At 70.2% G+C, this 20,662-nt stretch carries 18 protein-coding genes and 2 pseudogenes; 13 read left to right on the top strand and 7 right to left on the bottom strand.

Features of this window, described 5'->3' with window-relative positions:
• Positions 1-147: 147 nt before the first annotated feature.
• Positions 148-828 (top strand): ribonuclease H, encoded by a 681-nt coding sequence (locus GQS09_RS11480; protein ID WP_165985926.1) that lies wholly within the window; start codon positions 148-150, stop codon positions 826-828.
• 139 nt (positions 829-967) lie between these two features.
• Here the strand turns inward: GQS09_RS11480 and GQS09_RS11475 are convergent, their stop codons facing one another.
• On the bottom strand, positions 968-1,390 hold the full coding sequence (locus tag GQS09_RS11475) for a PPOX class F420-dependent oxidoreductase (protein ID WP_165985922.1): 423 nt from the start codon (positions 1,388-1,390) through the stop codon (positions 968-970).
• A 261-nt stretch (positions 1,391-1,651) separates the two neighbouring features.
• Between GQS09_RS11475 and GQS09_RS11470 the strand changes: the two genes are divergently transcribed.
• Positions 1,652-2,329: a TetR/AcrR family transcriptional regulator gene (locus GQS09_RS11470; RefSeq protein WP_165985921.1), complete on the top strand. Its 678-nt coding sequence runs from the start codon at positions 1,652-1,654 to the stop codon at positions 2,327-2,329.
• A gap of 178 nt (positions 2,330-2,507) precedes the next feature.
• Here the strand turns inward: GQS09_RS11470 and GQS09_RS11465 are convergent, their stop codons facing one another.
• Complete coding sequence (locus tag GQS09_RS11465; RefSeq protein ID WP_165985920.1) at positions 2,508-3,596, bottom strand: NAD(P)/FAD-dependent oxidoreductase; 1,089 nt, start codon at positions 3,594-3,596, stop codon at positions 2,508-2,510.
• A gap of 388 nt (positions 3,597-3,984) precedes the next feature.
• Between GQS09_RS11465 and GQS09_RS11460 the strand changes: the two genes are divergently transcribed.
• Positions 3,985-4,158, top strand: coding sequence for a hypothetical protein (locus GQS09_RS11460; protein ID WP_165985919.1), 174 nt, complete (start codon positions 3,985-3,987; stop codon positions 4,156-4,158).
• Positions 4,159-4,535: 377 nt separating this feature from the next.
• Here the strand turns inward: GQS09_RS11460 and GQS09_RS11455 are convergent, their stop codons facing one another.
• Positions 4,536-4,880, bottom strand: coding sequence for a hypothetical protein (locus GQS09_RS11455; protein WP_165985918.1), 345 nt, complete (start codon positions 4,878-4,880; stop codon positions 4,536-4,538).
• 385 nt (positions 4,881-5,265) lie between these two features.
• Here GQS09_RS11455 and GQS09_RS11450 point away from each other — a divergent pair, with 385 nt between their 5' ends.
• Both GQS09_RS11450 and GQS09_RS11445 read left to right on the top strand, forming a co-directional pair.
• A complete protein-coding gene (locus tag GQS09_RS11450; protein ID WP_165985917.1) occupies positions 5,266-5,493 on the top strand; it encodes a hypothetical protein in 228 nt (75 codons plus the stop codon).
• Between the two features lie 484 nt (positions 5,494-5,977).
• Positions 5,978-6,391, top strand: coding sequence for a hypothetical protein (locus GQS09_RS11445; RefSeq protein ID WP_165985916.1), 414 nt, complete (start codon positions 5,978-5,980; stop codon positions 6,389-6,391).
• 373 nt (positions 6,392-6,764) lie between these two features.
• On the opposite strand, the gene GQS09_RS11440 is transcribed toward GQS09_RS11445, so the two are convergent.
• A complete protein-coding gene (locus GQS09_RS11440) occupies positions 6,765-7,490 on the bottom strand; it encodes a bifunctional 2-polyprenyl-6-hydroxyphenol methylase/3-demethylubiquinol 3-O-methyltransferase UbiG (RefSeq protein ID WP_165985915.1) in 726 nt (241 codons plus the stop codon).
• A gap of 302 nt (positions 7,491-7,792) precedes the next feature.
• Between GQS09_RS11440 and GQS09_RS11435 the strand changes: the two genes are divergently transcribed.
• From GQS09_RS11435 to tpg, 4 genes are read left to right on the top strand one after another with little or no spacing between them, the layout of a single operon-like run.
• Entirely contained in the window at positions 7,793-8,074 is a 282-nt protein-coding gene (locus tag GQS09_RS11435) for a helix-turn-helix transcriptional regulator (RefSeq protein WP_165985914.1), read from the top strand.
• Entirely contained in the window at positions 8,071-10,221 is a 2,151-nt protein-coding gene (tap, locus tag GQS09_RS11430; protein WP_165985913.1) for a telomere-associated protein Tap, read from the top strand. The genes GQS09_RS11435 and tap overlap by 4 nt, the downstream gene beginning before the upstream one ends.
• Entirely contained in the window at positions 10,218-10,466 is a 249-nt protein-coding gene (locus GQS09_RS11425; RefSeq protein ID WP_165985912.1) for a hypothetical protein, read from the top strand. Before tap ends, GQS09_RS11425 begins: the two co-directional genes overlap by 4 nt.
• Positions 10,459-11,016, top strand: coding sequence for a telomere-protecting terminal protein Tpg (gene tpg / locus GQS09_RS11420; RefSeq protein WP_165985911.1), 558 nt, complete (start codon positions 10,459-10,461; stop codon positions 11,014-11,016). The genes GQS09_RS11425 and tpg overlap by 8 nt, the downstream gene beginning before the upstream one ends.
• Before the next feature lie 373 nt (positions 11,017-11,389).
• Here tpg and GQS09_RS11415 read toward each other — a convergent pair whose 3' ends face one another.
• Both GQS09_RS11415 and GQS09_RS11410 read right to left on the bottom strand, forming a co-directional pair.
• Positions 11,390-12,736 (bottom strand): cytochrome P450, encoded by a 1,347-nt coding sequence (locus tag GQS09_RS11415; RefSeq protein ID WP_165985910.1) that lies wholly within the window; start codon positions 12,734-12,736, stop codon positions 11,390-11,392.
• A gap of 31 nt (positions 12,737-12,767) precedes the next feature.
• The gene (locus GQS09_RS11410; RefSeq protein ID WP_207957701.1) at positions 12,768-13,895 is read right to left on the bottom strand and encodes a terpene synthase family protein; all 1,128 of its coding nucleotides are present in this window, start codon (positions 13,893-13,895) and stop codon (positions 12,768-12,770) included.
• A gap of 970 nt (positions 13,896-14,865) precedes the next feature.
• On the opposite strand from GQS09_RS11410, the gene GQS09_RS11405 reads away from it, so the two are divergent.
• From GQS09_RS11405 to GQS09_RS30650, 4 genes and pseudogenes are all read left to right on the top strand, one after another.
• Entirely contained in the window at positions 14,866-15,249 is a 384-nt protein-coding gene (locus GQS09_RS11405) for a hypothetical protein (protein WP_165985909.1), read from the top strand.
• Positions 15,250-15,390: 141 nt separating this feature from the next.
• A pseudogene (locus GQS09_RS11400) lies at positions 15,391-16,099 on the top strand (transposase family protein).
• 466 nt (positions 16,100-16,565) lie between these two features.
• The gene (locus GQS09_RS30655; protein ID WP_313896091.1) at positions 16,566-17,531 is read left to right on the top strand and encodes a hypothetical protein; all 966 of its coding nucleotides are present in this window, start codon (positions 16,566-16,568) and stop codon (positions 17,529-17,531) included.
• Positions 17,528-18,808 (top strand): RHS repeat-associated core domain-containing protein, encoded by a 1,281-nt coding sequence (locus GQS09_RS30650; RefSeq protein ID WP_313896092.1) that lies wholly within the window; start codon positions 17,528-17,530, stop codon positions 18,806-18,808. Before GQS09_RS30655 ends, GQS09_RS30650 begins: the two co-directional genes overlap by 4 nt.
• Positions 18,809-19,266: 458 nt before the next feature.
• Here GQS09_RS30650 and GQS09_RS11390 read toward each other — a convergent pair.
• Positions 19,267-20,662 (bottom strand): annotated as a pseudogene (locus GQS09_RS11390) (IS1380 family transposase); the annotation flags it as partial.

The raw sequence follows: 20,662 nt of genomic DNA, 5'->3' as shown, positions 1-20,662 counted from the left end.
CAGGCGCGGCGCGCGTGCCGGCGGCGGGCGCGGTGCGGGGCGCGGGGCGCGGGGCCGCCCCCGTGGCGTCATCGGCCCGGCCGCCGAGGTCTCCCTCTCCGGCTTCCCGTGCGCACCGGCTCTCGCGATGCTGCGATCATGGAAGGCATGGTCGAACGGGTCATTGCGGCGTGTGATGGGGCGTCGAAAGGCAATCCCGGCCCCGCGGGCTGGGCCTTTGTCATCGCGGACGGTGCCGGGACACCGCAGCGCTGGCAGGCCGGGCCGCTGGGCCGCAGCACCAACAATGCCGCCGAACTCACGGCCCTGGAGCGGTTGCTGGCCGCGACGGACCCTGCGGTGCCGCTGGAGGTGCGCCTGGACAGCACCTACACCCGTGATGCGGTGACCAAGTGGCTGCCGGGGTGGAAGCGCAACGGCTGGAGGACGGCCGGGGGCAGGCCGGTCGCCAACCGTGAGCTGGTCGAGCGCATCGACGCACTGCTGCGGGGCCGTGCGGTGGACTTCGTGCACGTCCCCGCCCACCGGCTGGACGGCGACCCGCTGAATGCGATCGCGGACAAGGCGGCCGGCGACGCGGCCCGGGCCCAGCAGCCCGCCGCAGGGACATCCGCCGACCTGCCGGTCCCGGATCCGGTGGACGCGTCGGCCGCTGCCCGCCGGCGTGCCGTCTCCTCCACGGCGAAGAGCGCCTCGCGCAGGACGCGGCCGTTGTCCGCCAGGTATCCCGGGACCTGTCCCTGTTCTCGGCCGTACGCCAAGGGCGATTCCATCGTCAGGATCGGCAGGACCTGGGGACATCCCGGATGCGCGGGCGCACCGTCGTGAGTTCCGGGCGCCGGAGTCCGGAGCCGCGGCCCGGCTGAGGGCGGGGCGGTGATGCGGAGAACTACGCGTCGGACGCCGGGAGGAACATCAGGACCACGGCCCCCCGCTGGCCCCCGCAGACGCCGGCTCCGGCCGGGGGTCACGCGGGGGGCACGTGCGGTGATACCTCGCGGCTGGAGGGCGGCGCCAGCCCGTCGCTGTCGATGCCCCAGCCGAGCACCCGCCGCGGGTGGATCCGGATCACCGCGGGGCGGCTGCCGGAGGCCGGCAGTGCCTGCGCCGTGCCCCGGACTTCGATACCGCGGGGCCTCCAGGGCTCCACCGACGCCAGGTCGTCGACCACGAAGGCCACCCGCCCGTCGCGCTGCACGTTGCGGAACTTCCGGGTGCGTTCCAGCGCGTGTCCGCCGATGTCGATCACGCCCGAGCCGGCGTCGAGCGTGAAGCCCACCGGGCGCAGCTGGGGGGAGCCGTCCGGTGCCAGGGTGGCCAGGCGTCCCAGGCGCTGGCCGGCCAGGAAGGCGCGTTCGGCCGGGGTGAACACAGGGGGTCCGTCGGTCATGATTCCTCCTCGGCATCCGGCAGGTGCCGGCCGCGGCGGGTCGTGGTGTGCGGCGGGGCGGCGGCGACCGCCGCCCCGGGCGGGACTCCGGCCAGGGCGCGCCGTTTCCGGTCCGGAGCGGCGCATGAGTGGCATCGGCGCCCGTGGTGCGTTCCGCCGTCGCCGAGCTGCAGGTTCCCGGTAACAGATTCACAGTGTGTGTAGTTTCTAGCCTACACGCACTGTGAAGTAGTTTGGAAGGAACCGACTGAAGGAGAAGCTGTGGCGCAGCCCACCACCGCGCGTGGCCGCCGCACCCGCACGGCGCTGCTGGACGCCACCCGGGCGCTGCTGGAGGAGCGGGGGTTCGGAGCGCTGACCATGGCCGCGGTCGCCGAGCGCGCGGGGGTCACCCGCCGCTCCGTCTATCTGCACTTCGCCTCGCGAGCGGAACTGGTCGGGGCGCTGTTCGACCACGTGGCCGAGGCGGAGGGGCTTGCGGACTCCCTGGAACGGGTGTGGGACGCCGCCGACGCCGGGGCCGCCCTGGACGCCTGGGCCGCGCATCTGGCGCGCTACCACACCAGGGTGCTGGCGGTGGACCGGGCCGTGGCACGCGAGCAGCACAACGACCCGGACGCAGCAGCCCACCGGGCAAGGACCTCACAGGCCAAGTACGCCAACTGCCGGAGGCTCGCGCAGTGGCTCCAGGCGGAAGGGCGGCTGGTGCCGCCGTGGACCGCGGTGACAGCCGCGGACATCATCTTCGCGCTGTCCGCCTCCGACGTCGTGGAAGGGCTCACCGTGGACCGCCGCTGGTCCCGCGGACGGCTGGCCACCCACCTCGGCGCCCTGCTCCGGGCGGCGCTCACCGGCACGGCGACGGCGACGGCCGGCACCTCCTGTGGGGGGACGGCCGGCCGGGACACCGGCCGGACCGGGTGCGCCGCGCGGAACTGATCGGCCAGGGCCTCGACCCCGCCCGCCACCTCACTGACCGCGGGGACCGGGACGAGGAGTGAGCAGCCTGCTCGTCCTCCGCCTCACCGCGACCGCGACCGCGACCTGCCGGGCCTGCCGCGCGTGACGGCCCCGCGCGGCCGCCCGCGCCGCCCTTCGGTGATCCGGTACGGGACGGTCAGCCGAAGCGGCCGAGCACGGTCTCCGGGACGACACTTACCAGGCGGTCCCGGACCGCGGTCAGTGCCGGCTGCCGGGTGAAGGTCAGTGTGCGGGCGAACGTGGCGGCGGCCCGTACGGGCACGAGCCGCCGCCTGCGGTGCAGGGGGTAGAGCCGCAGGCACGAGTCGAGATGTTCCGGCACCCCGCGGGCCAGGAACTCGGCGTCTTCCAGGGCAAGGGTGGCGCCGGTGCCGACGATGGGGTGCACCGCGTGGGCGGCGTCCCCGCACAGCACGATGCGGCCGTTCACCCAGTGGCGGGCGTGCACCTCGCGCAGCCGGTCGTGGAAGACACCGGCGCCGTCGAGAGCCTCCACCAGCCGGTCCAGCAGCCAGTGGCCGGTGCCGGTGTGGTCGGTCAGGGCGGCGCCGCCCACCGGCGGCGCGGGGGCGGCGAAGGAGACCATGTACCGGTCACCGATGGGCGCGGTGAGCAGCGTGGTGCCGTCGCGGCTCCAGGTCTCGGTGAACTCCTGGGGCACGGCCACCCCGCGCGGGGCCCAGAACGACCACACCTGGGTTCCGGTGTCCACGGTGCGGTGGTCCGCGAAAGCCAGGTCCCGCACCCGGGAGGTGACGCCGTCCGCGCCGATGAGCAGGTCGGTCACCACGTCCCGGCCATCACTCAGCCGGGCCTGGACCCCCGTGCCGTACGGGCGGATCCTGTTCACGGTGGTGCCCATGGCCACCGGCACACCGCGGGCCCGGTGACGCAGAATGCGGCACAGATCGCCGCGGTGGATCGCCGTCAGCGGCCGGCCTGCCCGCATCCCGCCGCGGAAGCGGGCCAGGATCCGCCCTTCGGTGTCCCGTACCGTCCACCGGTCCACGGGGCCTCCGACGGCTGCTGCGGCACCGGCCAGGCCGAGCCGCTCCAGCGCGGCCATGCCGGCCGGCCACAGCGTCAGCCCATAGCCCGCCACGGACCAGTCCGGCGCCTGCTCGGCCACCTCCACCCGGACCCCGCGGTCCCGCAGCCCGGCCGCCAGCGCGAAGCCGGCGATCCCGCCGCCCACGATCAGCACATGACCCGTGCGCACCGGCATGGGCTTCTCCCTGCGTCGCTCCTCGGCCGCGTCACGGGTGGCCGACGCGGAGGGCCCTGAAACGCGTCCCGGCCGGCGGACCCGGCCCGCCCGGATCCCGCCCTCGCCCGGCGGCGGTGGAGCCGTGCGGCCCGGGGGAGCGGCTACCCGGCAGGGCTGCCGGTGGGCCCCCGGCGCGATGGCGTGCCCTTGACGGCACGTTCGCGCCACGGCGGGATGCGGGGGCGTAACCGCCGGTGGCGACGGGCGTTACTGAGGACGGCGGCTTTCGTCCCACGGGTACCGGGAGGCAGTGATGGCGGGCGGGCGCATGTGGGCGGCAGCGGTTCTCGCCGGGGCGGCGGTGGTGCCGGGCGGCGGGCCGGCATGGGCGGGAGGTGTGGGAGCGGTGGGAAATCCCTCCTTCGGAAACACCTGCCTGATCCTTTCCCCCGGCTCCATGGCAGGCAGCTCGCACCGAGGCGGAGCCGGGCTGCTGGGCGGGAATCTTGCCCAGACTCCGCTGGAACCGGGCAAGAACAGCTGCGGCAGCACCGATGTGGACATCGATGTCACCTTCTGACGGCTGAGGCCGTCGCCGGCGCGGCGCACCCGACCGCCCGCCCCCGCCGCCCCACTGCCGCCGCCGAGGACCCCCACAGGGGGGCGGTGACACCGAACGGCGCCAGGGACCCGGCCGGGGCGACGCCCGCGTCCCCGGCGGAGCCCGCCGCCGGCTCGCGTCGGCTCACGGGTCCCGGCCGCTCCGGCAGCCCTGCGGCGAGCGCCCGGAGCTCCCGGCAGACGCACCGGCCGGCATTGCGCGCGAACGCTCCGCCGGTGCCGGTGGCAACCGTCCCCGCTCGGCCGGCTCCACTGCGGTGATGCCCCGCGACCCCGACGGCTGCGGTAGGCGATTCCGCACATGGCGTCGTGTCGGCCGATGCTCCAGCGACGGACTCAGCCCTCCGCGTCGGAGAACCTCCGCGCGAGGTCACGATGCTTGTCTGCGGCCAGCTTCCCCTGGGCAGGGCTGATGGTGGATCCCGCCATGCGGCTCAAGCGTTCGACCTCCTCCGAGAAGCGCAGGTGCTCGCGCCGCGCGTGCTCGCGGCAGGCAAGGCAGGTGACACGATCCGGGCGAGGAGAGGTCATCGCATACGGCACCCGCAGCCCGCATCCCGTAGTGACAACGCTCGGCAGGTCACCGACCAGGCCGAACGTGGATGCCAACAGGTTGCGGGTTGTGGCATCGTCGTGGACCACCTTCGACTGAACGTGGATGTGCGGATCGTTCCCGCCCATGAGTCCTCCCGGCGCCGGCGACTGGAGCGACCGAGGGTACTTTCGCCCGGCCGCATCCCGGAGAAGCACGTGCCTCCGGCTGACGATCACGCCGAGCGCAGGGTCACCCAGACCGGCCGGCCTTGCAGCGGGCGGCAGCCCGTCGGCAGGGCACCGAGGAAGGGCCGGCCGGTCGCACAGCCGGAATCAGATCGGCGCATCCAGCTCCTGACCCACCGGGAGGCCAGCCTCGGGACTGGTGGACCCGCATGTTGAGGCGTCGCGCATTCCGGCCGGAGGCGGCGCGATTGGCACTTGGGGTGATGAGGGCGGTATCCGGGTCTGGCTTGGAGCAGGCAGGTTCGTCCGGCAGCACGATCGAAGCGCTTTGGGAGGGGGAGCGCCGGTGGACGTCGTCGCGATCATGGAAGCACTGGCTGAACAGGGCATAACCGTGCTCTTCAAGGCCGACGCCGAGCGGATGGCTGAGAGGCGCAAGCCATGGACCTTTGTCGCCAGTGGGGCCCCGTTACGCGAGGACGTCCTTGTGCGAACCGACGCCGCGTCGGTGGAGCAATGTCTCGCAGCGTGCTTGCCCCGTCTGCGTGAGCTGGGCTTTTCCGTTCCTGAGTGACGGAGCGTCATCGGTCACGGCGCCAGGTTGCCATGAGGGCACGCGGCTTTCACCGGCAGTCCGCCCCCTGGATGCCTTCCCGCTGCGACCGCGACCTCGGCCGCGGTCCGGGCGGCCAGTCCGGCCGGGCGCCCCGACCGGTGCCGGCGCCACCACGTGCTGCCGACGCCTCGTGACTCGGCGGACATGGTCCGCGACGGCGGTGTGCTCCTCCGCCGACTGCTCCGTCGAGACTCCCGCGAGCAGTTCCTTCGGAAAACGAGCCGGGAGGTCCTGCGGATTCTCCGGCGCGCTGAGGATCTTTCCCGCATCATTGCTTTTCCTCTGTGGAAGTGCGTTGCGGTTCTCGGGCTGCTGAACTGGTTCTGCGTCCTGCTCAGTCCAGCTTGAGCTGTTCTGCTTCTCCTTCGTCCGGCATGGCGATCTCTGCTGAATGATGGGCCGATGGGGAAAGGGGCACTCCGTTCGAGGCGGCTGTTCTCCGATGTATGAGATCCTGCTACGATGGCGTGCCGCGCTGCCGATCCGATCGGGGTTGTCCATGGGAAGGATGTTCTTTGGGCTGTTGTTCGCCTTGATCGTTGCCATTCCCGCCCGATCGGCCTTGCGTGGTGCCATCCTGTTGCGTCGAGGGCGGAAAAGCCATGGGCGATGTGTTCGCAGTGTTTCGAATTACGGCTATTTTGAATACGCTGTCGATGGGCAGAAGTATGTGCAGAAGATTGTCTCTTTCGAGAACTTCCACCGCGGGCAGGTCATAGAAGTTCTGTATGACCCGCAGCGTCCCCGCAGATGCTCCGCGGTTGGTTCCAACGGAACCCTGGGGCATGTGATTTTCTACGCCGGGGCTGCCCTGGTGGCCGCGATACTTGCCGGGTCCGTCTACAGCTCCCTCTGAGCCGTTCTGGTCAGGCCGTGGAGCCGGGACGCCCTTCTGGACCGTCTGACGTCGTGTTCTTCCGTGAAATCGACGTGGTCTTGCCTCACCGAACCCCTTCACGGCCCGTCCACCGTCCAGGTGGACGGCCCGCTGCGACGGCGTCACCTGGCGCCGGCCGAGGGAACGGTTCGAGGTGGGACAGAAGGCCCGGTTGCCAGTGCGCCATGTCGGGCACCGCCTGGCGGAGCCCATGACAGAGACCCCTGCTCCTCGCCCAGAGCGGCCGCGCCCGCCACTGGGCCGCCGACGTCCGTCGACTGGATCGACCACGTCGACACCGACGAACCCTGACGTGTGCCATTGAAGTTCACGTGGCGTGGATCACGGGAGATCATGGACGCCGTGCCAGGAAGACGAACTCTCTTCCCGGGCGGTCGGGCGCATCGCGAACGTCTTCCACCACGTAGCCGTGTGTGACCAGGTCCCTCTCGACCTCTTCCCGCTCTCGGAAGCGCAGCGTCGAATCCGAGGTCAGCACCTGTCCGTCCGCAGCGAACACGTAGGTCCAGCGGAACGTCACCAGGGGCCAGCTCACCTCGATGAGCTGGACCCAGCTCTCGACGGAGCTGACGCCTGGTATCTCCGTCACGCGATGGGAGTTCTCGCGGGTCCACTCTTCCCAGGCGCGTCTGGCCGGGTCGCGGGTTTCGAAGACCAGGTGCCCGCCGGGCCGCAGCGCTTCGCAGGCTTCCCGCAGCGTCTGCTGCCACGTCTGCGGATCAGCAATGGCCTGGGCAACGTTCGCCGTCATTGTCACCAGGTCAACCTGCAGCGGCGGGAGGTCTGTCGCATCCCCGCAGATCCAGCGCACTCGCTCACTGCCCGGTTTGGCCCGGGCGACGTCGATGGACGCCTGGGCGGGATCGACGCCGACGACATCGATCCCGCGGTCAGCCAGGAGAAGTGCGAACACCCCTGTGCCGCAGCCGATGTCCAGCACTCGGCGTGCCCCGAACTCGTCTGTGATCCGGAGGTAGGCATCGAGATCGTCGCGGTCGGGGTCGAGCGGATCGTAGATCGCGGCGAGCCGTGGATGCGCGAAGCAGTCGTCAGCCATGCGGCCGAACGTATGCAGAGCCGGGTCCGGACAGCCACCGAGTTTCGCCGACGGTTTTGAGGCGCGCTGTGAGAGTGGCTGGCGGCATCCGGACGCCCTGGTTGTCGACGAGGTCGCACCATGCCTCTTTGCGGCACGAACCTGATGATCATCAACCTTCGATGGCAATGATCGAGGTTCGATGGCATAGGACGGCCGGATCGCACGGCCTGCCCGGAGGGTTCCTCAGTGCTGCCGTGATGTAGGCGAAATGCAAAGCAGTGAGTGAAGCGGGATGTAAACTCCGGGGGAGGGGTGATGAGATGACCGAGGCCGAGACCGACCTGGTGGCCGCCGTCGACGCCCTGCTCGACCGGCCCCGTGACCTGCCCGATCCGGCCGAACGCCGGCGACTGCGAAAAGCCGATGGCCTCACCCAGCAACAGGTGGCCGCCACCATGCGCGTCAGCCGCACGACGCTGAACGCGTGGGAGACCGGGCGCAGCTGGCCGACCGGCGCCCGCCGCACCGCCTACGCCCACTTCCTCCGCCGCCTGGCCGACCTCTACCCGGCCACGCCGACGGAGCAGGAGACACCGCGATGAGCCCCCGGAACAACGACCTGTTCGCGGCCGTCGACGCGCTGCTGGAACAAGCAGAACCGCTGCCGGAGCCCGCGGAGCGGGAACGGCTGCGCACCGCCGCCGGCCTCTCCCGCGCCGAGGTGGCCAAGGCGCTGGGGGTGTCGGCGTCCACAGTCGCCGGGTGGGAGAGCGGCCGCAGCGACCCGGCCAAGGAACGCCGTGCGGCGTATGGGCGGCTGCTCGAAGGCCTCGCCGCCCGCTACCCCGCTCCCGAGAAGCCGCAGGCCGGAGGAGCGGAGCAGGGCAGCCGCGAGAGCTCGCCGCAGGCCTTCGCCGGACCCGGGAACGATGTCCGGGAGCAGCCGGCCGGCACGTCCGCGGCGCCGACGGCCGCCGCCGCTGCCGCACCGGCGGCTGACCAGGCCGGTATTCCGGCTCCCTCCCGCCGCGGTCCGTCCGGGCCGCGTGCCGCTGCCCGGCTCCGCCCGGCAGCAACGGCCGCGCCCGGCCCGGCGGCGGATGCGGCGTTCCCCGCAGGGCCGCTGGCCGTCCTGGACGGCGGCGGCACCGCCCACCTCGCGGACGGCCGGACCCTGGGCTGCCCGGCCGTCACGGTGCCGGGGCTGGTGACCTGGGCGCTGGACGCGGGCCTGGGGCAGCCGCGGCTGCACCGGCACGGGTGGGATTCCGACCCGCTGGTGGTGCTCACCCCCGGGGCCGCCGTGAAGCTGGGGCTGCCGGAGCGCCTGGCCGACCGCCGCGGCCTGCGCCTGGCGGAGGACCACCCGGTCGTCCGCGAGGTCGTGGCTGCCGGGTGGCAGCTCACGAAGCGCGGCTTCGGGCCGTGGGCGAGGATCTTCCGGCCGGTGGACCGCGGCGGGCGGCGGCAGTGCGTGCAGCTGGCCGTCCTGCCGTGGGACGCGCTGGACGCCCGGGCCTGGGGCGACACCGCGACACTGCCGGCGGCCGGCGTCGCCCGGGTGCTGGGCGCCTACGCCGCCCGCGTGCTCACCCCGCGCGGCTCCACGGCGGTGACCGGGCTGGAACTGATGACCGCGCTGCGCCCGCCCACCCGGCCGGTGCGGACCGAGGGCGGTGGCTGGACGTCCGGCCCGGTCCCCGGCTCCCTCACCGCCCCGGTGGACCCGGCCCCGCCCGAGGCACCCGATGAGCACCCGGTCGCGCAAGGCCGCCCCGGGGACCAGGTCCTCGATGAGGAGGCGTACGACTGGGTGCGCGACTCCGAGCTGCTCTCGGATGACGAGTGCGCGCTGCCGTTCGTGGTCGGCCTGGACGTGAACGCCGCGTTCCTCGCCGCCGCGAACCGGCTCACCGTCGGACTGGGCGAGCCGGTGCACACCGACGGCCCCCGCTTCGACCCCAAGCTGCCCGGCTGCTGGTACGTCGACCTCTCCCACGTCGAGACCGACCCGCGGCTGCCGTCCCCGTTCACCCCGCACGGCCGCCGCCCCGCCGGCCCGGCCTGGTACGCCACCCCCACCCTCGCCTACGCCGCCGAACTCGGCCACGAGGTGAGGCCGCTGGAAGCCTGGCTGCGCCCGGAGGCCGGGCCGTACCTGGATCCGTGGTACGAGCGGCTGCGGGACGCCTACATGCAGACGATGGCCGACCTGGGCGTGGCCAAGGGCCTGGCCGGGCCGGAGTTCCTGGCCGCCATGGAGCGCCACAAGGCCACCGACCCGGCGATGGCGGCGGTGCTGTCCGCGATCAAGGCCACCGTGAAGGGCGGCATCGGGAAGCTGCGCGAACGCCCCCAAGGCGCCGGCTACCGTCCCGGCGAGCGCTGGCCCGCACTGGAACGCCCCACCTGGCGCCCCGACATCCGCGCCGCCGTCATCGCCCAGGCCCGCACCAACATGCACCGCAAGATGCTGCGCATGGCCGCCGCGGGCCACTACCCGGTCGCGGTGCTGTCCGACTGCGTCGTCTACCCTGCGCCCGGGCCGTCCCCGCTGGACGTCCTCCCACACGACCCCGCCACCGGGAGGCCGCTGCCCGGCACCTTCCGCCTCGGAGTCTCGCCCGGGATGGTCAAACACGAAGGCACCATGCCCTTCTGGCGCTGCGCCGAACTGCTGGACCAGGGCGCCAACCCCGCCCGCCACATCAAGGACACGGACGCGACAGACGGAGGCGAAGCGCGATGAGCGGACTGTTCGCGTTCAACCTGGTCACCGCGACCGCCACCTGGCGGGCCTGCCACCACAGCGCCCTGGACGTCAACTCCTACCTGCAGGCGGGGGAGCGGCACGCCGCCCACCAGCGGCACTGCACCCCGCCCACTGCACGCCCGGCCGGGAAGGCGAGGACCTTCCCGGCCAGGCGCCGCGCCACCGGCGTGCCGACCGCCGACACCACCGACCCCGGGCAGGAGGAGCGCGGCCGTGGGTGAGATCCAGAACAGCATCGAGGCCGCCCTGCAGGCCACCCAGACCCGCCCCATCCCGAAGTCCGCGCAGGCCCGCGTGCGCTACCTGGTGCGCACCGTCGACAAGGGCAGCACCCGGGCGACCGCGGCCCGGCTGGGCTGCTCCCAGCGGCAGGTCGAGCGCTATCTCGCCGGACAGGCCAAACGCCCCACCCCGCGCCTGGCCGCCGCGATCGAACGCGAGATCCGCCGCGCCTGGCAACCGCGGCTACGGCAGCGCGCCATCAAGCAGGCCGCGCAGACTGGCGTGGTGGTCGAGACCCGGGCGCGGTTCGGGTTCACCGCCGCCGGCGGCTCCACCGACGACCCGCGGATGCGGCGCATCACCGAACAACTCCCGCCCGACGCCGCCGCACAGCTCCTCGCCGCGCACCAGGCCGGCGCCGACGAGCAGCAGCTCGCCCAGATCCTCGCCGGCGGCCTCGGCTTCGCGTACTTCCGTGACCGAGGCCGACGCGCGGACGGCCTGGATGTGGAGATCGGTGACGTCGACTACCTGGAACTGGGGCTGTGACGCTGCCCGGCGGAACGTGGACCGGTGCCGGTGCCGGTGCGCAGCCGAGCCGCAGCGCGGCAGCCGTCGCACGGCAGGCGTGTCGTCAGTTCGATCCGGCCCTCGGCCTGTGCGGGGCGTCGGTGCGGGCGTCCCCGGCGCTTGCCGCCACCGGGGTGCGGCGGGGCGGGCCCCGATCCTGGTGGGGGGCAATCGGCTCAGGGCCCTTCGCGGGCCGGACGGTGAGGTTCTCGGCGATGCGGAGAAGGGTGTCTGCGGCGCCGGATGGCCGGGTCCCGCCGGCCCAGGATGTGCAGGTGCCGCCCGCCACAGGCCGCATGCTGCTCGCCGTATGGCGGCGGCCCGGCCGCCGCGGGGGCTGCGGACCGGTCGTTCAGGGCTTCCGCGGGGTCAGGGTGAGTACGACCGGGCCGCGGGGTGTCAGAGTGAGGGTCAGGCGGGGAACAGCCGGGGAACGGAGACCGAGCTCGAAGCGGCGCAGGATCAGGGCGAGGACCAAGGCGGCCTCGTGCAGAAAGAACGCCTGGCCGACGCACTGATGCGGACCGCTGCCGAAAGGCACGTGGGCCAGCGGGTGCCGGTCGCGGCTGCGCTGCCGGGTGAAGCGCCCGGGATCGAACCGGGCCGGCCGGGGCCAGAACTCGGCGAGCCGGTGGGTCAGGTACGGGGAGATCACCACCGTGGACCCGGCCGGGACGAACACGCCGTCGACCACGTCGTCGGCGACGGCGGTGCGCGGCACGGCCCAGCCCACCGAGTACAGCCGCGTGACCTCTGCCAGCACCCGCTGGGTGTGGACGAGCTGCCGGATGTGTTCGGGCCGCGGCGGACCCTCGCCCAGCACCCGGTCCGCCTCCTCCCGGACGCGGGCCGCGACGTCCGGGTACCGGGCCAGCGCGACCAGGGCCCAGGTCAGGGTGACCGCGCTGCTCTCGGATCCGGCCAGGAACAGCGCGACGATGTCCTGGCTGATGTGCGCATCGTTCAGCGGGGCGCCGGAGGGGTCCGTGCCGTCGAGCAGCGCGGTCATCAGGTCACGGCCGTCCCGGCGGCCCTGCCGTGCCCGGTGGATGACCGGCAGCAGGATGCGGTTGGCCGTGGCGGTGGCGCGGATGAACGCCCGGTCGCCGGGCAGCGGGACCGCGTGCGGGACAAAGGGCATCGCCATCCGCCACAGCAGCGAGTTCATCGCAGTGGTGATGGCGGCTCCCAGCTCGTCGCACTGAGGCTGGGGGATGCGGGAGCCGAAGAACAGCGGATTGATCACCCGGTGCACGATGCGGCTCATCTCCGTGGAGGCCTCAACCGGGCCGTTTTCCGCCCGCCGTGCCAGGTCCTGGAGCGCGGCGGTGATCGCGGTGATCATTTCCTCGCCGCTGTCGTGCAGGTAGCCGGAGGACAGGCTCGCCCGGAGGATGTTCCTGCTCGCCAGCCAGCCCGGCCCCTCCCCGGCGATACCGTTGCCGGTCAGCCGTCCCAGCGCGCTCCACATCGCCGCCCCGCGCGGGTAGTTGCCGGTGTGCTCGCGCAGGATGTGCCGGAGGTGTTCGGGGTGGGAGACGAACAGCGGGCGGAAGGGGCCCAGGCCGAGCCGGGTGACCGCTCCCTGCGACGCCTCGCCGAGCCGCCGGATCACTCCCAGCGGTCCGCCCCGGCGCAGTTCGGTGAGAACGACCGCCGCAGGCACGGTGTGCAGGCGGCCGGTAACGGTGGTCGGCATGGTCTCCTCCCGTGCCTGGCGGCGGCTCACATCACAGGTCGGGATCCCACCACCAGGCGATGGAGGGAATCGGCGGGGCACCGGCGGGCGGTGCCGTCTCGGTGAACGAGGCGGTGGTGCGCACCGCGCCGGGATGCCGGCCGTCGGGGTTGGTGTAGCGGCCGGCCCGCAGACCCCACTCCAGGTTTCCCGGGATCAGGCACGACAAGTGGTCCACGTACCGCCGCAGCGGTTCCGGGGCCCCGGCCAGTGCGCGGTCGCGCAACTGGAGGAAGCGCAGCGTGAGCTGGTTGCAGAGCCGTACCGCCTCGGCCAGCGCGCGCTCCGTCGGCAGCCCGCGTTCGGCAGCCAGGATGTCGGGCAGGTTGAGCCGGCAGCACGGCGGGCGGGGTTCCCGGGCGGCGAGCCAGAGCTCCTTGCCGTAGGAGAACAGGTCGTCGTCGAAGGCGGCGGCGGTCAGGGCAAGTTCGGTCAGCGCCCGCACCACCGGGGCGTCCAGCTCCCGGTCGGGGATCTGCGCACCGTCGATGATCTCCGCCCAGCACAGCGTGGCCTCCCCGCCGGCGGTGTACCGCCGGATGTGCGCGTAGTCGTCCAGGCACGGACTGCTGTCCCGCAGCCGCTGGCCGAACTCCCACAGGACCCCCAGGAACCAGGACCGGTGGGCATCGACCACCCGGCGTGCCTGCGTGGCCGTGCCCATGGCGCGCCCACGCCGGGCCAGGTCCGCGGCGGCGGCGAGAAAGGGCTCGCCCGGTGTGTCCACGGCCGCACCGGGCACCTCCAGCGCCCGCAGTATCCGCATGGCCAGGCCGGTGAAGGCGGCGGGATCGCTGCTCGCCGGGCCTTCGTCGCAGTGCATGTCGTCGAATGTGAACATCAAGACGCACCAGTCGACGGCCAGTTGCAGCCGGTTGGCCGGCGCATGCGGCATGATCCGGCCGTAGAAGCCGCCGCAGTCGATGTCGGTCATGCGGGTGTGCCGGGGACCTTCCCGGCACAGCCCGAACCCGTTGATCCAGTCCGCGCTCCGCCGGTTCAGCACCGCGGCGTCGGGATGCCGCGCCGTCGGCAGCGGGCAGTACCGCGGCGGGATCTCCACCGTCACGGCGCCGGCCCGCGACACCGTGACGCTGCCGCCGGCCGTGTCGGAGTCCATCGTCACCTCCGTGCGAGGAAGCTGACGCGACGGCGGCCGGGGTGTCCGGCGCGCCCCGGCCGTGCGCGCGGAAGGCGCGAGCAGCGGTCCGGTGGCTGTGGGCCGGCGTAGCCCGGGCCGCCACGGGCGCCTACTGCTTCTACCCGCGGGCAACGTCACGCATTCGGCACAGCGCGGAGCGTTCAACACCGGGGCGGGAAACAGCCCCGTCGATGAGGCCGCGGCAAGGGTGTCGGTGCATTCCGCCCTCCGTTGCCCCTTCCGAGGCCCTGGTGGAGGACCGGCCGTGCTGGGACCGGCCGAGGCGCAGGATGCGTCTTCGGCACGGTTGAGCGGCCGGCCTCCGTGAAGCGCACACGGTCAGTGAGGACTGACGCCGGAACGGCCGTCCGGGAAGTCGCCCGGAAGTGTGCAGTAGCGATCTTGGTGCACAGCTCCAGCCTGCGGTTTCCGGCCGACGTGCCTGCTGCGCGGCGGCGGGTGCTGCTGCGCTTGAGCGTCGACCCCTCATGGACCCCACCGGCCCCGACCAGATGCAGGGGTACAGCTACGCTGCCAACAACCCGGTCACCTTGTCGGATCCCACTGGGCTGACGACGTGCGAAATGTTTGACCCATCCGGCTGCCCCGGTAAGCAGCAGACGACGCCACCGAGACCTACCCGTCGGGAACCTGCGAAATATTCGATCAGTCCGGCTGCAAGAGTAAGGGCAAGACTGGAAATGCTGAGAGTAGTGGATCGAGTGGTTCCGTCAGCAATGCACAAAAGGTGAAACCTGGTTCAAGTGACAAGGAATTGGCTGGTATTCTCGGAAACCGGGCATGCTCGACTGGGAGCTTTGGTGGGGATGACTGTCCCTATCCCCGGGGTGGGGAAGCCGCCGGCGCGGTCGGCGGAGGCTGATTGGTGTTGTCGCCACGAGCATGACTCATAACTGGATTGATTCTTGACGGTGGGAAGGTTTGGTGCATGCGTGTCGGTTTGGGCGTGGCAGTTTTCGTTGTTTCCTGCCTCCATGGCTGGCTCACAGTGAAGGTGTGGAATAATCCTGCCTTTGCTCGCCGCGCGGTGATAAGGATTTCCTTTTCGGTGAAGAGTAGCGTCAATAGGGGAGTGGTTCGGGCTTCCGCGACGGCAACCGCAGCTCTTGTCTTCGCCGGATTGGCTCTCGTCTCGGGCGGCCTGTGGGACGGCGATGGCGGTGGTGACTTGCTTGCCGTTGTATTTGCTGCATGTATGGCGATGTTCTATCTCTCCATAGTTGCAAATTTGAGCGTCATATACTTCAATTTTCCAAGGTTCGTGGTCCCGCCTCATATGAGGGAGGATGCCGGTGCACTTCGGAAAAAATAGCCATTCGTCAAATAGGTAGAGAGCCTTTTCCGGTCTTCCTGAGGTCGTGGGGGTTGAGGTGAGGGCTGGGTGTGGGAAGGGGTGAAGCTCCTGGTAGATGGGTTGTCGGTCAAGATCCAGCTGTGCGCCGGGGAGCTTTACGTGCTTGTCTACCCATCGGGGGTCGGTCTGTCCGGTTCTGCCCCTGCGCTGCCTGTCGGGCCTGCTGGCCGCCCGGCGTCTGGAGCGCGGGACCCGATGGCGGTGCCTCCCGGCAGGCCGGCAGGCTCTCCTGGTGCTCGCTCACCTGCGCAACGGCCACCCCTACGCCCAGCTCGCGGCCGGGTTCGGTGCCGGCACCACCACCGCCTACCGCTACATCACCGGAGCCATCGACCTCCTCGCCGCCCTCGCCCCACCTCTGCGCGAGGCAGCCCGGACAGCCTCGGCGCGAAGGCTTACGTATCCAAGTCCTTGCCGATCCTCCCCCAGCCTTCGGCCGGGAGGTGCCCCCACCGGACGCCTGCTGTGGGCATCACCCGCACTGCCCGGTGCAGTCCACGACATCCGCGCCGCCCGCACCCACGGCATTATCGAGACGCTGACCAGCGTGAACCTCCCATGCTGGGCCGACAAGGCATATCGGGGCGCCGGCGGCACCATACGTGTGCCCTACCGGGGGCGGTGGGAGAATCTGTCGGCCGGCCAGCAGGCCCGCAACCGCTCCCACGCGAAGATCCGGGCCCTGGCAGAACAAGCCGTCGCCACATTGAAGACCTGGCGGCTCCTGCGGAAGCTGCGATGCAGCACGACCCGCATAACCGACCTGGTCAAAGCCGTCCTCACACTTCACCTGAGCTCCGCAGCCTGAGGTTGGAAAAGGCTCACTGGCGACCGGAGAGCAATCCGAAGGAATTGTGGTTCGTATATCCTCCCCACTGGTTCTGGCTACTGGCCGGATGGGCCTGGTCCAGCTCGGTATTCGCCGTCGCCTTCTACGTCGATGAGATATTCGGCTCCTTGCTCCTGGCTGCGGTCATTGGTCCTGCCGCAATCGGACTGCTCTTCTACGGGCGTAAGCCGTACTCCTTCCGGCGGCGCTTCTATGGGCGCTGACTGAATTACTGATTTCGAGCTCGTGGTGCCGTGAGAGATGTCATAAATTCAACCCTGCGGCATGCCGTGGTGGAAGTCCAGGCCGGCGACGCCCGCGACAGCATGGCCCGGGCCGGGCGAACCTGTTGGGAAGGCCGAGGTCCTTCAAGGTGGTGCTGTTCTTGGTATCGTGCTCGCCGACTACGAGTCATAATGCGATCACTCTTTGGTGGTGAAAGGCTGTGTTCTATGTTTTGCTCGGCGCTGTGGCCTTGATTGCATCCGTAGTGCAGTGTCGTTTGGCATTGAGGATGTGGAAAAGTGCGCAGGCGGCGCTGGATATGGCGGCTCGGATGTTCATGTTTGGCAAGGAGGTCAGCAAGGGTGTGGTGCGCGGCTATGTGCCGTTCACTGCGATAGGGTTCTCGATGTCCGGTGCGTTGATTAGTGGGGGGTTTTGGCAAATGCAAGTAGTCTCCGGTGACTTCCTGGGGCATGTCTTCCTTGTGATCACGGGGTTCTTCTACCTTTCCACGGCTGCCACTGTGAGTATCATCGCGTTTAATCGGCCCAAGTTCTTGGTGTTGCCCCAATGCGTGACTGAGGAAACTGGTACATATATCGGCGCCACGTGCCGCCTCATTGACGGCCGGAGGAGTTCGCTGGCGTCACTCTGTACACGCGCGCCCAACTGGGCAGACAAGAAGTACCGGTGGGTCTCGGCCCGCTGGCCCGGCAGCATCGTCGGCCGGACGTGCCGCACGGGGTACACCGTATCCGGCGGTGCCACCGGACAGGCCTACACCCGCGAGATCACCGCCTACGACAGCCTCGCCCTCCCCGTCGGCAGCAGCCACGTCACCACTGACACCCACGCCTACATGCTGCAGGACCTCAACTACATCTACGACCAGGCCGGCAACGTCACCTCCATCGCCGACCCCGTCACCCTCGGCGGCACCACCACCCCGGAAACCCAGTGCTTCACCTACGACGGCCACCGCCGCCTCACCGACGCCTGGACCCCGCTGGCCAGGACTGTGCCCAGGCACCGGACGCCGACTCGCTCGGCGGCCCGGCACCGTACTGGACCAGCTGGACCTACAACCCCGACACCGGCGCCCGCACCAGCGAAACCCAGCACACCCCCACCGGTGACACCACCACCACCTACTGCTACGACGATGCCGCACACCCCCGAGCCCTGACCGCCACCACCACCGCCACCTGCACCAACCCCCAGGACACCTACACCTACGACGCCACCGGCAACACCACCACCCGCCCCGGCCCCGACGGCACCACCCAGACCCTGGACTGGAGTCCCGAAGGACAACTGCACCAGCTCACGCAAGGCAACAAGACCACCCAGTACCTCTATGACGCCGCGGGCACCCTTCTGATCCGTCGCACCACTGGCGGAGAGACAGTTCTGTATGCCGGCGACACCGAACTCCACCAGCGCGCTGACGGCACCACCTGGGCCCAGCGCCACTACAGCAACGGCAGCACCACCCTCGCCGTACGCAGCAACGCCACCGGCCAGCAAGTCCTCACCTACCTCATCAGCGACCACCACGGCACAGCCACCCTCGCCATCGCCGCCCTCGGTCAGGCCTTCACCCGACGCCGCCACTCACCCTTCGGCACCGAACGCGGCACCAACGCCACCTGGCCCGACGACAAGGGCTTCCTCGGCAAAACCCTCGACACGACCACCGGCGTTAGCCACATTGGAGCCCGCCACTACGACCCCACCCTCGGCCGCTTCATCAGCGTCGACCCCCTCATGGACCCCACAGACCCCGACCAGATGCAGGGCTACACCTACGCCAACAACAACCCCATCACCCACTCGGACCCCACCGGACTGTTCCCCGTAGCGCCAGGAGGGTTCATCGGTATTCCTGGCAACGTGATGAAGAAGAAGATGTCGAATGCGGCTGCGAGTGTAACTGAATCAACAGAGGACCGAGACGAAGCGGGGGAGACTCTGGATGACATCCTTGCCACCGGAGAACCACTCAGTGATGAGGTTTATGAGGAACTGCAATACTGGTGGGGGTATGAGGGGAGCCAAGACTTCACACTTCAGGACGTACTCGACTATTTGGGGACGGGTCCTGCGGAACCCATCGACCGCTTCATCAATGTATGCGAGTTCCTGATAGGCGTTGCGGAGGCCGCCTGTCAGCCGGAAACCTATTTCGTCCAGACGGAGGCCGGAGCGGTCAGTTGGATTTTTGCCTCTCCGCCGGATTGGGCCAGGGAAGTTGACGAGCACTTGGCAGCCCACTGGCGCGATTATGGTACGGCTGGCGTAGGCATAGCAACCGCAGTTGGTCTTGGACCCTGCAGCACCATCCTTGGGTGTGCCGCTGTCGGCGCTTCTGGCGCTGCCGGCGCCTATATTGTTGCAAATGCTGGTACTGATAACTGGAATTGGACTTCTGGGGCGATTCAGGCGGTCGGTGGAGCGATATGAGGCGCCATAGCGGGCAGATTCGCGGGAAATCCCGTTGTGGATCCGCTGAAGAAATTCGAGCGACAGTTGGATAGGATTCAGCGAGAAATGGAAAAGAGGTGGTAAGGGTGAGATCTTCGTGGAGCATGCGTATCCTGGGCTCCGGTTCAGTGGTTGTTCTTGTCGTCGGGGTCTACTTGCTGACTCGCCAGATGTCTGCTCCCTGGAATTCCTTCTGCTACATGTTTCTGGTGCTTGTGATCGGGATAGGGTACCGAGTATTCCGCCGTAAGGTGAATGCCGCTAAGAGCTCGTAACCTCGATCTTTCGTGACGGTCCGCTGACGGAGTCGGTGGACCGTTTCGCTTTCGGTGGCTGATGGCGGGCATTCCGACGGCCCGGGTGTCGCCTCGGGTGGGCGCCGGGTTCCACTGCTCCGGGCTGGGTCTCCTTCTCGTGGGGGCAGGCGAATCCGCTGGTCAGCCAGGGTTCGGCAGGAGCGCAAGCCGTTCAAGGGCGCCGGTGATCTCCTGGGTCCAGGGCCAGTGGCGGGCGAGGCGGAGGATGCGGCGCCGGCCGGTGGTGACGAGCTGGCGGCCGCGGAGAACAGACGGAACCGCAGGCGGCGGGGTTCGAAGAGGCGGGCAGTGCCGGTCAGGGCGAGCATGGGCAGCCAGGCGAGCAGGTCGAGGGCGAGCTGGACGATCTCCAGCCAGATCCGGTTCTGGGCGGTGTGGTGCAGGGGCAGGTTGCGCAGGCCGGTCGCGCGGGCGGCCCGGATGCGGTCCTCGGCCCGGGCCCGCAGGCGGTGGCGCAGCTCGAGCTCGGCGATCGGCCGGTGGGGGGTGTTGGTGGCGAAACAGGTGATCCGCATGCCGTCCGCGTCGGTGATCCGCAACTGGGCCCCGGGATGAGGCCGTTCCTTGCGGACGATCAGCCGCATGCCCTTGGGCCGGCTTGCGAGCAGGTCGCCGGTGAGTTCGGCGACCCAGGCGCCGTCGCGGATCTCGCCGTCCGTTTCGATGGCCGGGGTCCAGGCCGGTGCCGGGATCTTGAGGACGTGGCTGTGGATGGTCTCGGTGATCATCATGCCGACCGAGTAGGACAGCCAGCGTCCTCGCTTCGCGAGCCAGGACACGAAGTCGTGGGTGCCGCCTGCGGAATCGCAGCGGATGAGGGTCTGCCGCCCGCGCCGGTACTTCTTCGGCAGCTGGGCCAGGGCCAAGCGGGCGGTGGTGATGTGGTCGGCGGCCGTGTTCGAGCCCGCGTTCCCCGGTCTGAGCATGGCGGCGACCGGCTCTCCGGTTCCGCCGGGTCCGTGGTCGACGAAGGCCGTCAGGGGGTGATGGCCGTAGGTCTTCTTCCAGGTCGCGGTCGCGTCCTGTTTGTCGGAGTGCGCGATCACCAGGACGCCGTCGAGGTCGACCGTGATCTGTCCGTCGGCGCCCGGGGCNCCGGTTCCGCCGGGTCCGTGGTCGACGAAGGCCGTCAGGGGGTGATGGCCGTAGGTCTTCTTCCAGGTCGCGGTCGCGTCCTGTTTGTCGGAGTGCGCGATCACCAGGACGCCGTCGAGGTCGACCGTGATCTGTCCGTCGGCGCCCGGGGCTTTCTTGCCCGCCAAGGACCAGACCCGGTTGCGGACTTCGGACCGTGCGGACCGGATGGCCTGCAAAGCCTTCTCTCCGGAGGCGGCGAGGGTATCGATCAGGCGGGAGACGGTCGGGTCGGAGGCGACCGGGCCGAAGACGGCCGGCTCGCACCGCAGCATGGCGACGTCCGCGAGGCAGTCCCCGCCCTGTGCGACCGCCAGGGCAACATCCAGCAGGACCTTGCCCGGGTCGTGGACGGCCCGCGGCTTGCGCCACGGCGCCAGTG

This window comes from Streptomyces sp. YIM 98790 (genome assembly GCF_011421595.1).
Taxonomy (GTDB): Bacteria; Actinomycetota; Actinomycetes; order Streptomycetales; family Streptomycetaceae; genus Streptomyces.
The sequence above is the reverse complement of the archived record's forward strand: the minus strand, read 5'-3'. Positions and strand labels throughout refer to the sequence as shown.

Bases quoted from the DNA above. Each gene is read 5' to 3' on its own strand.
- GQS09_RS11435 (WP_165985914.1), top strand. From the start codon at position 7,793: ATGACCGAGGCCGAGACCGACCTGGTGGCCGCCGTCGACGCCCTGCTC.
- GQS09_RS11475 (WP_165985922.1), bottom strand. From the start codon at position 1,390: ATGACCGACGGACCCCCTGTGTTCACCCCGGCCGAACGCGCCTTCCTG.
- tap (WP_165985913.1), top strand. From the start codon at position 8,071: ATGAGCCCCCGGAACAACGACCTGTTCGCGGCCGTCGACGCGCTGCTG.
- GQS09_RS11425 (WP_165985912.1), top strand. From the start codon at position 10,218: ATGAGCGGACTGTTCGCGTTCAACCTGGTCACCGCGACCGCCACCTGG.
- GQS09_RS11440 (WP_165985915.1), bottom strand. From the start codon at position 7,490: ATGGCTGACGACTGCTTCGCGCATCCACGGCTCGCCGCGATCTACGAT.
- GQS09_RS11465 (WP_165985920.1), bottom strand. From the start codon at position 3,596: ATGCCGGTGCGCACGGGTCATGTGCTGATCGTGGGCGGCGGGATCGCC.
- GQS09_RS11445 (WP_165985916.1), top strand. From the start codon at position 5,978: ATGTATGAGATCCTGCTACGATGGCGTGCCGCGCTGCCGATCCGATCG.
- GQS09_RS11455 (WP_165985918.1), bottom strand. From the start codon at position 4,880: ATGGGCGGGAACGATCCGCACATCCACGTTCAGTCGAAGGTGGTCCAC.
- GQS09_RS11480 (WP_165985926.1), top strand. From the start codon at position 148: ATGGTCGAACGGGTCATTGCGGCGTGTGATGGGGCGTCGAAAGGCAAT.
- GQS09_RS11410 (WP_207957701.1), bottom strand. From the start codon at position 13,895: ATGGACTCCGACACGGCCGGCGGCAGCGTCACGGTGTCGCGGGCCGGC.
- GQS09_RS11415 (WP_165985910.1), bottom strand. From the start codon at position 12,736: ATGCCGACCACCGTTACCGGCCGCCTGCACACCGTGCCTGCGGCGGTC.
- GQS09_RS11405 (WP_165985909.1), top strand. From the start codon at position 14,866: ATGCGTGTCGGTTTGGGCGTGGCAGTTTTCGTTGTTTCCTGCCTCCAT.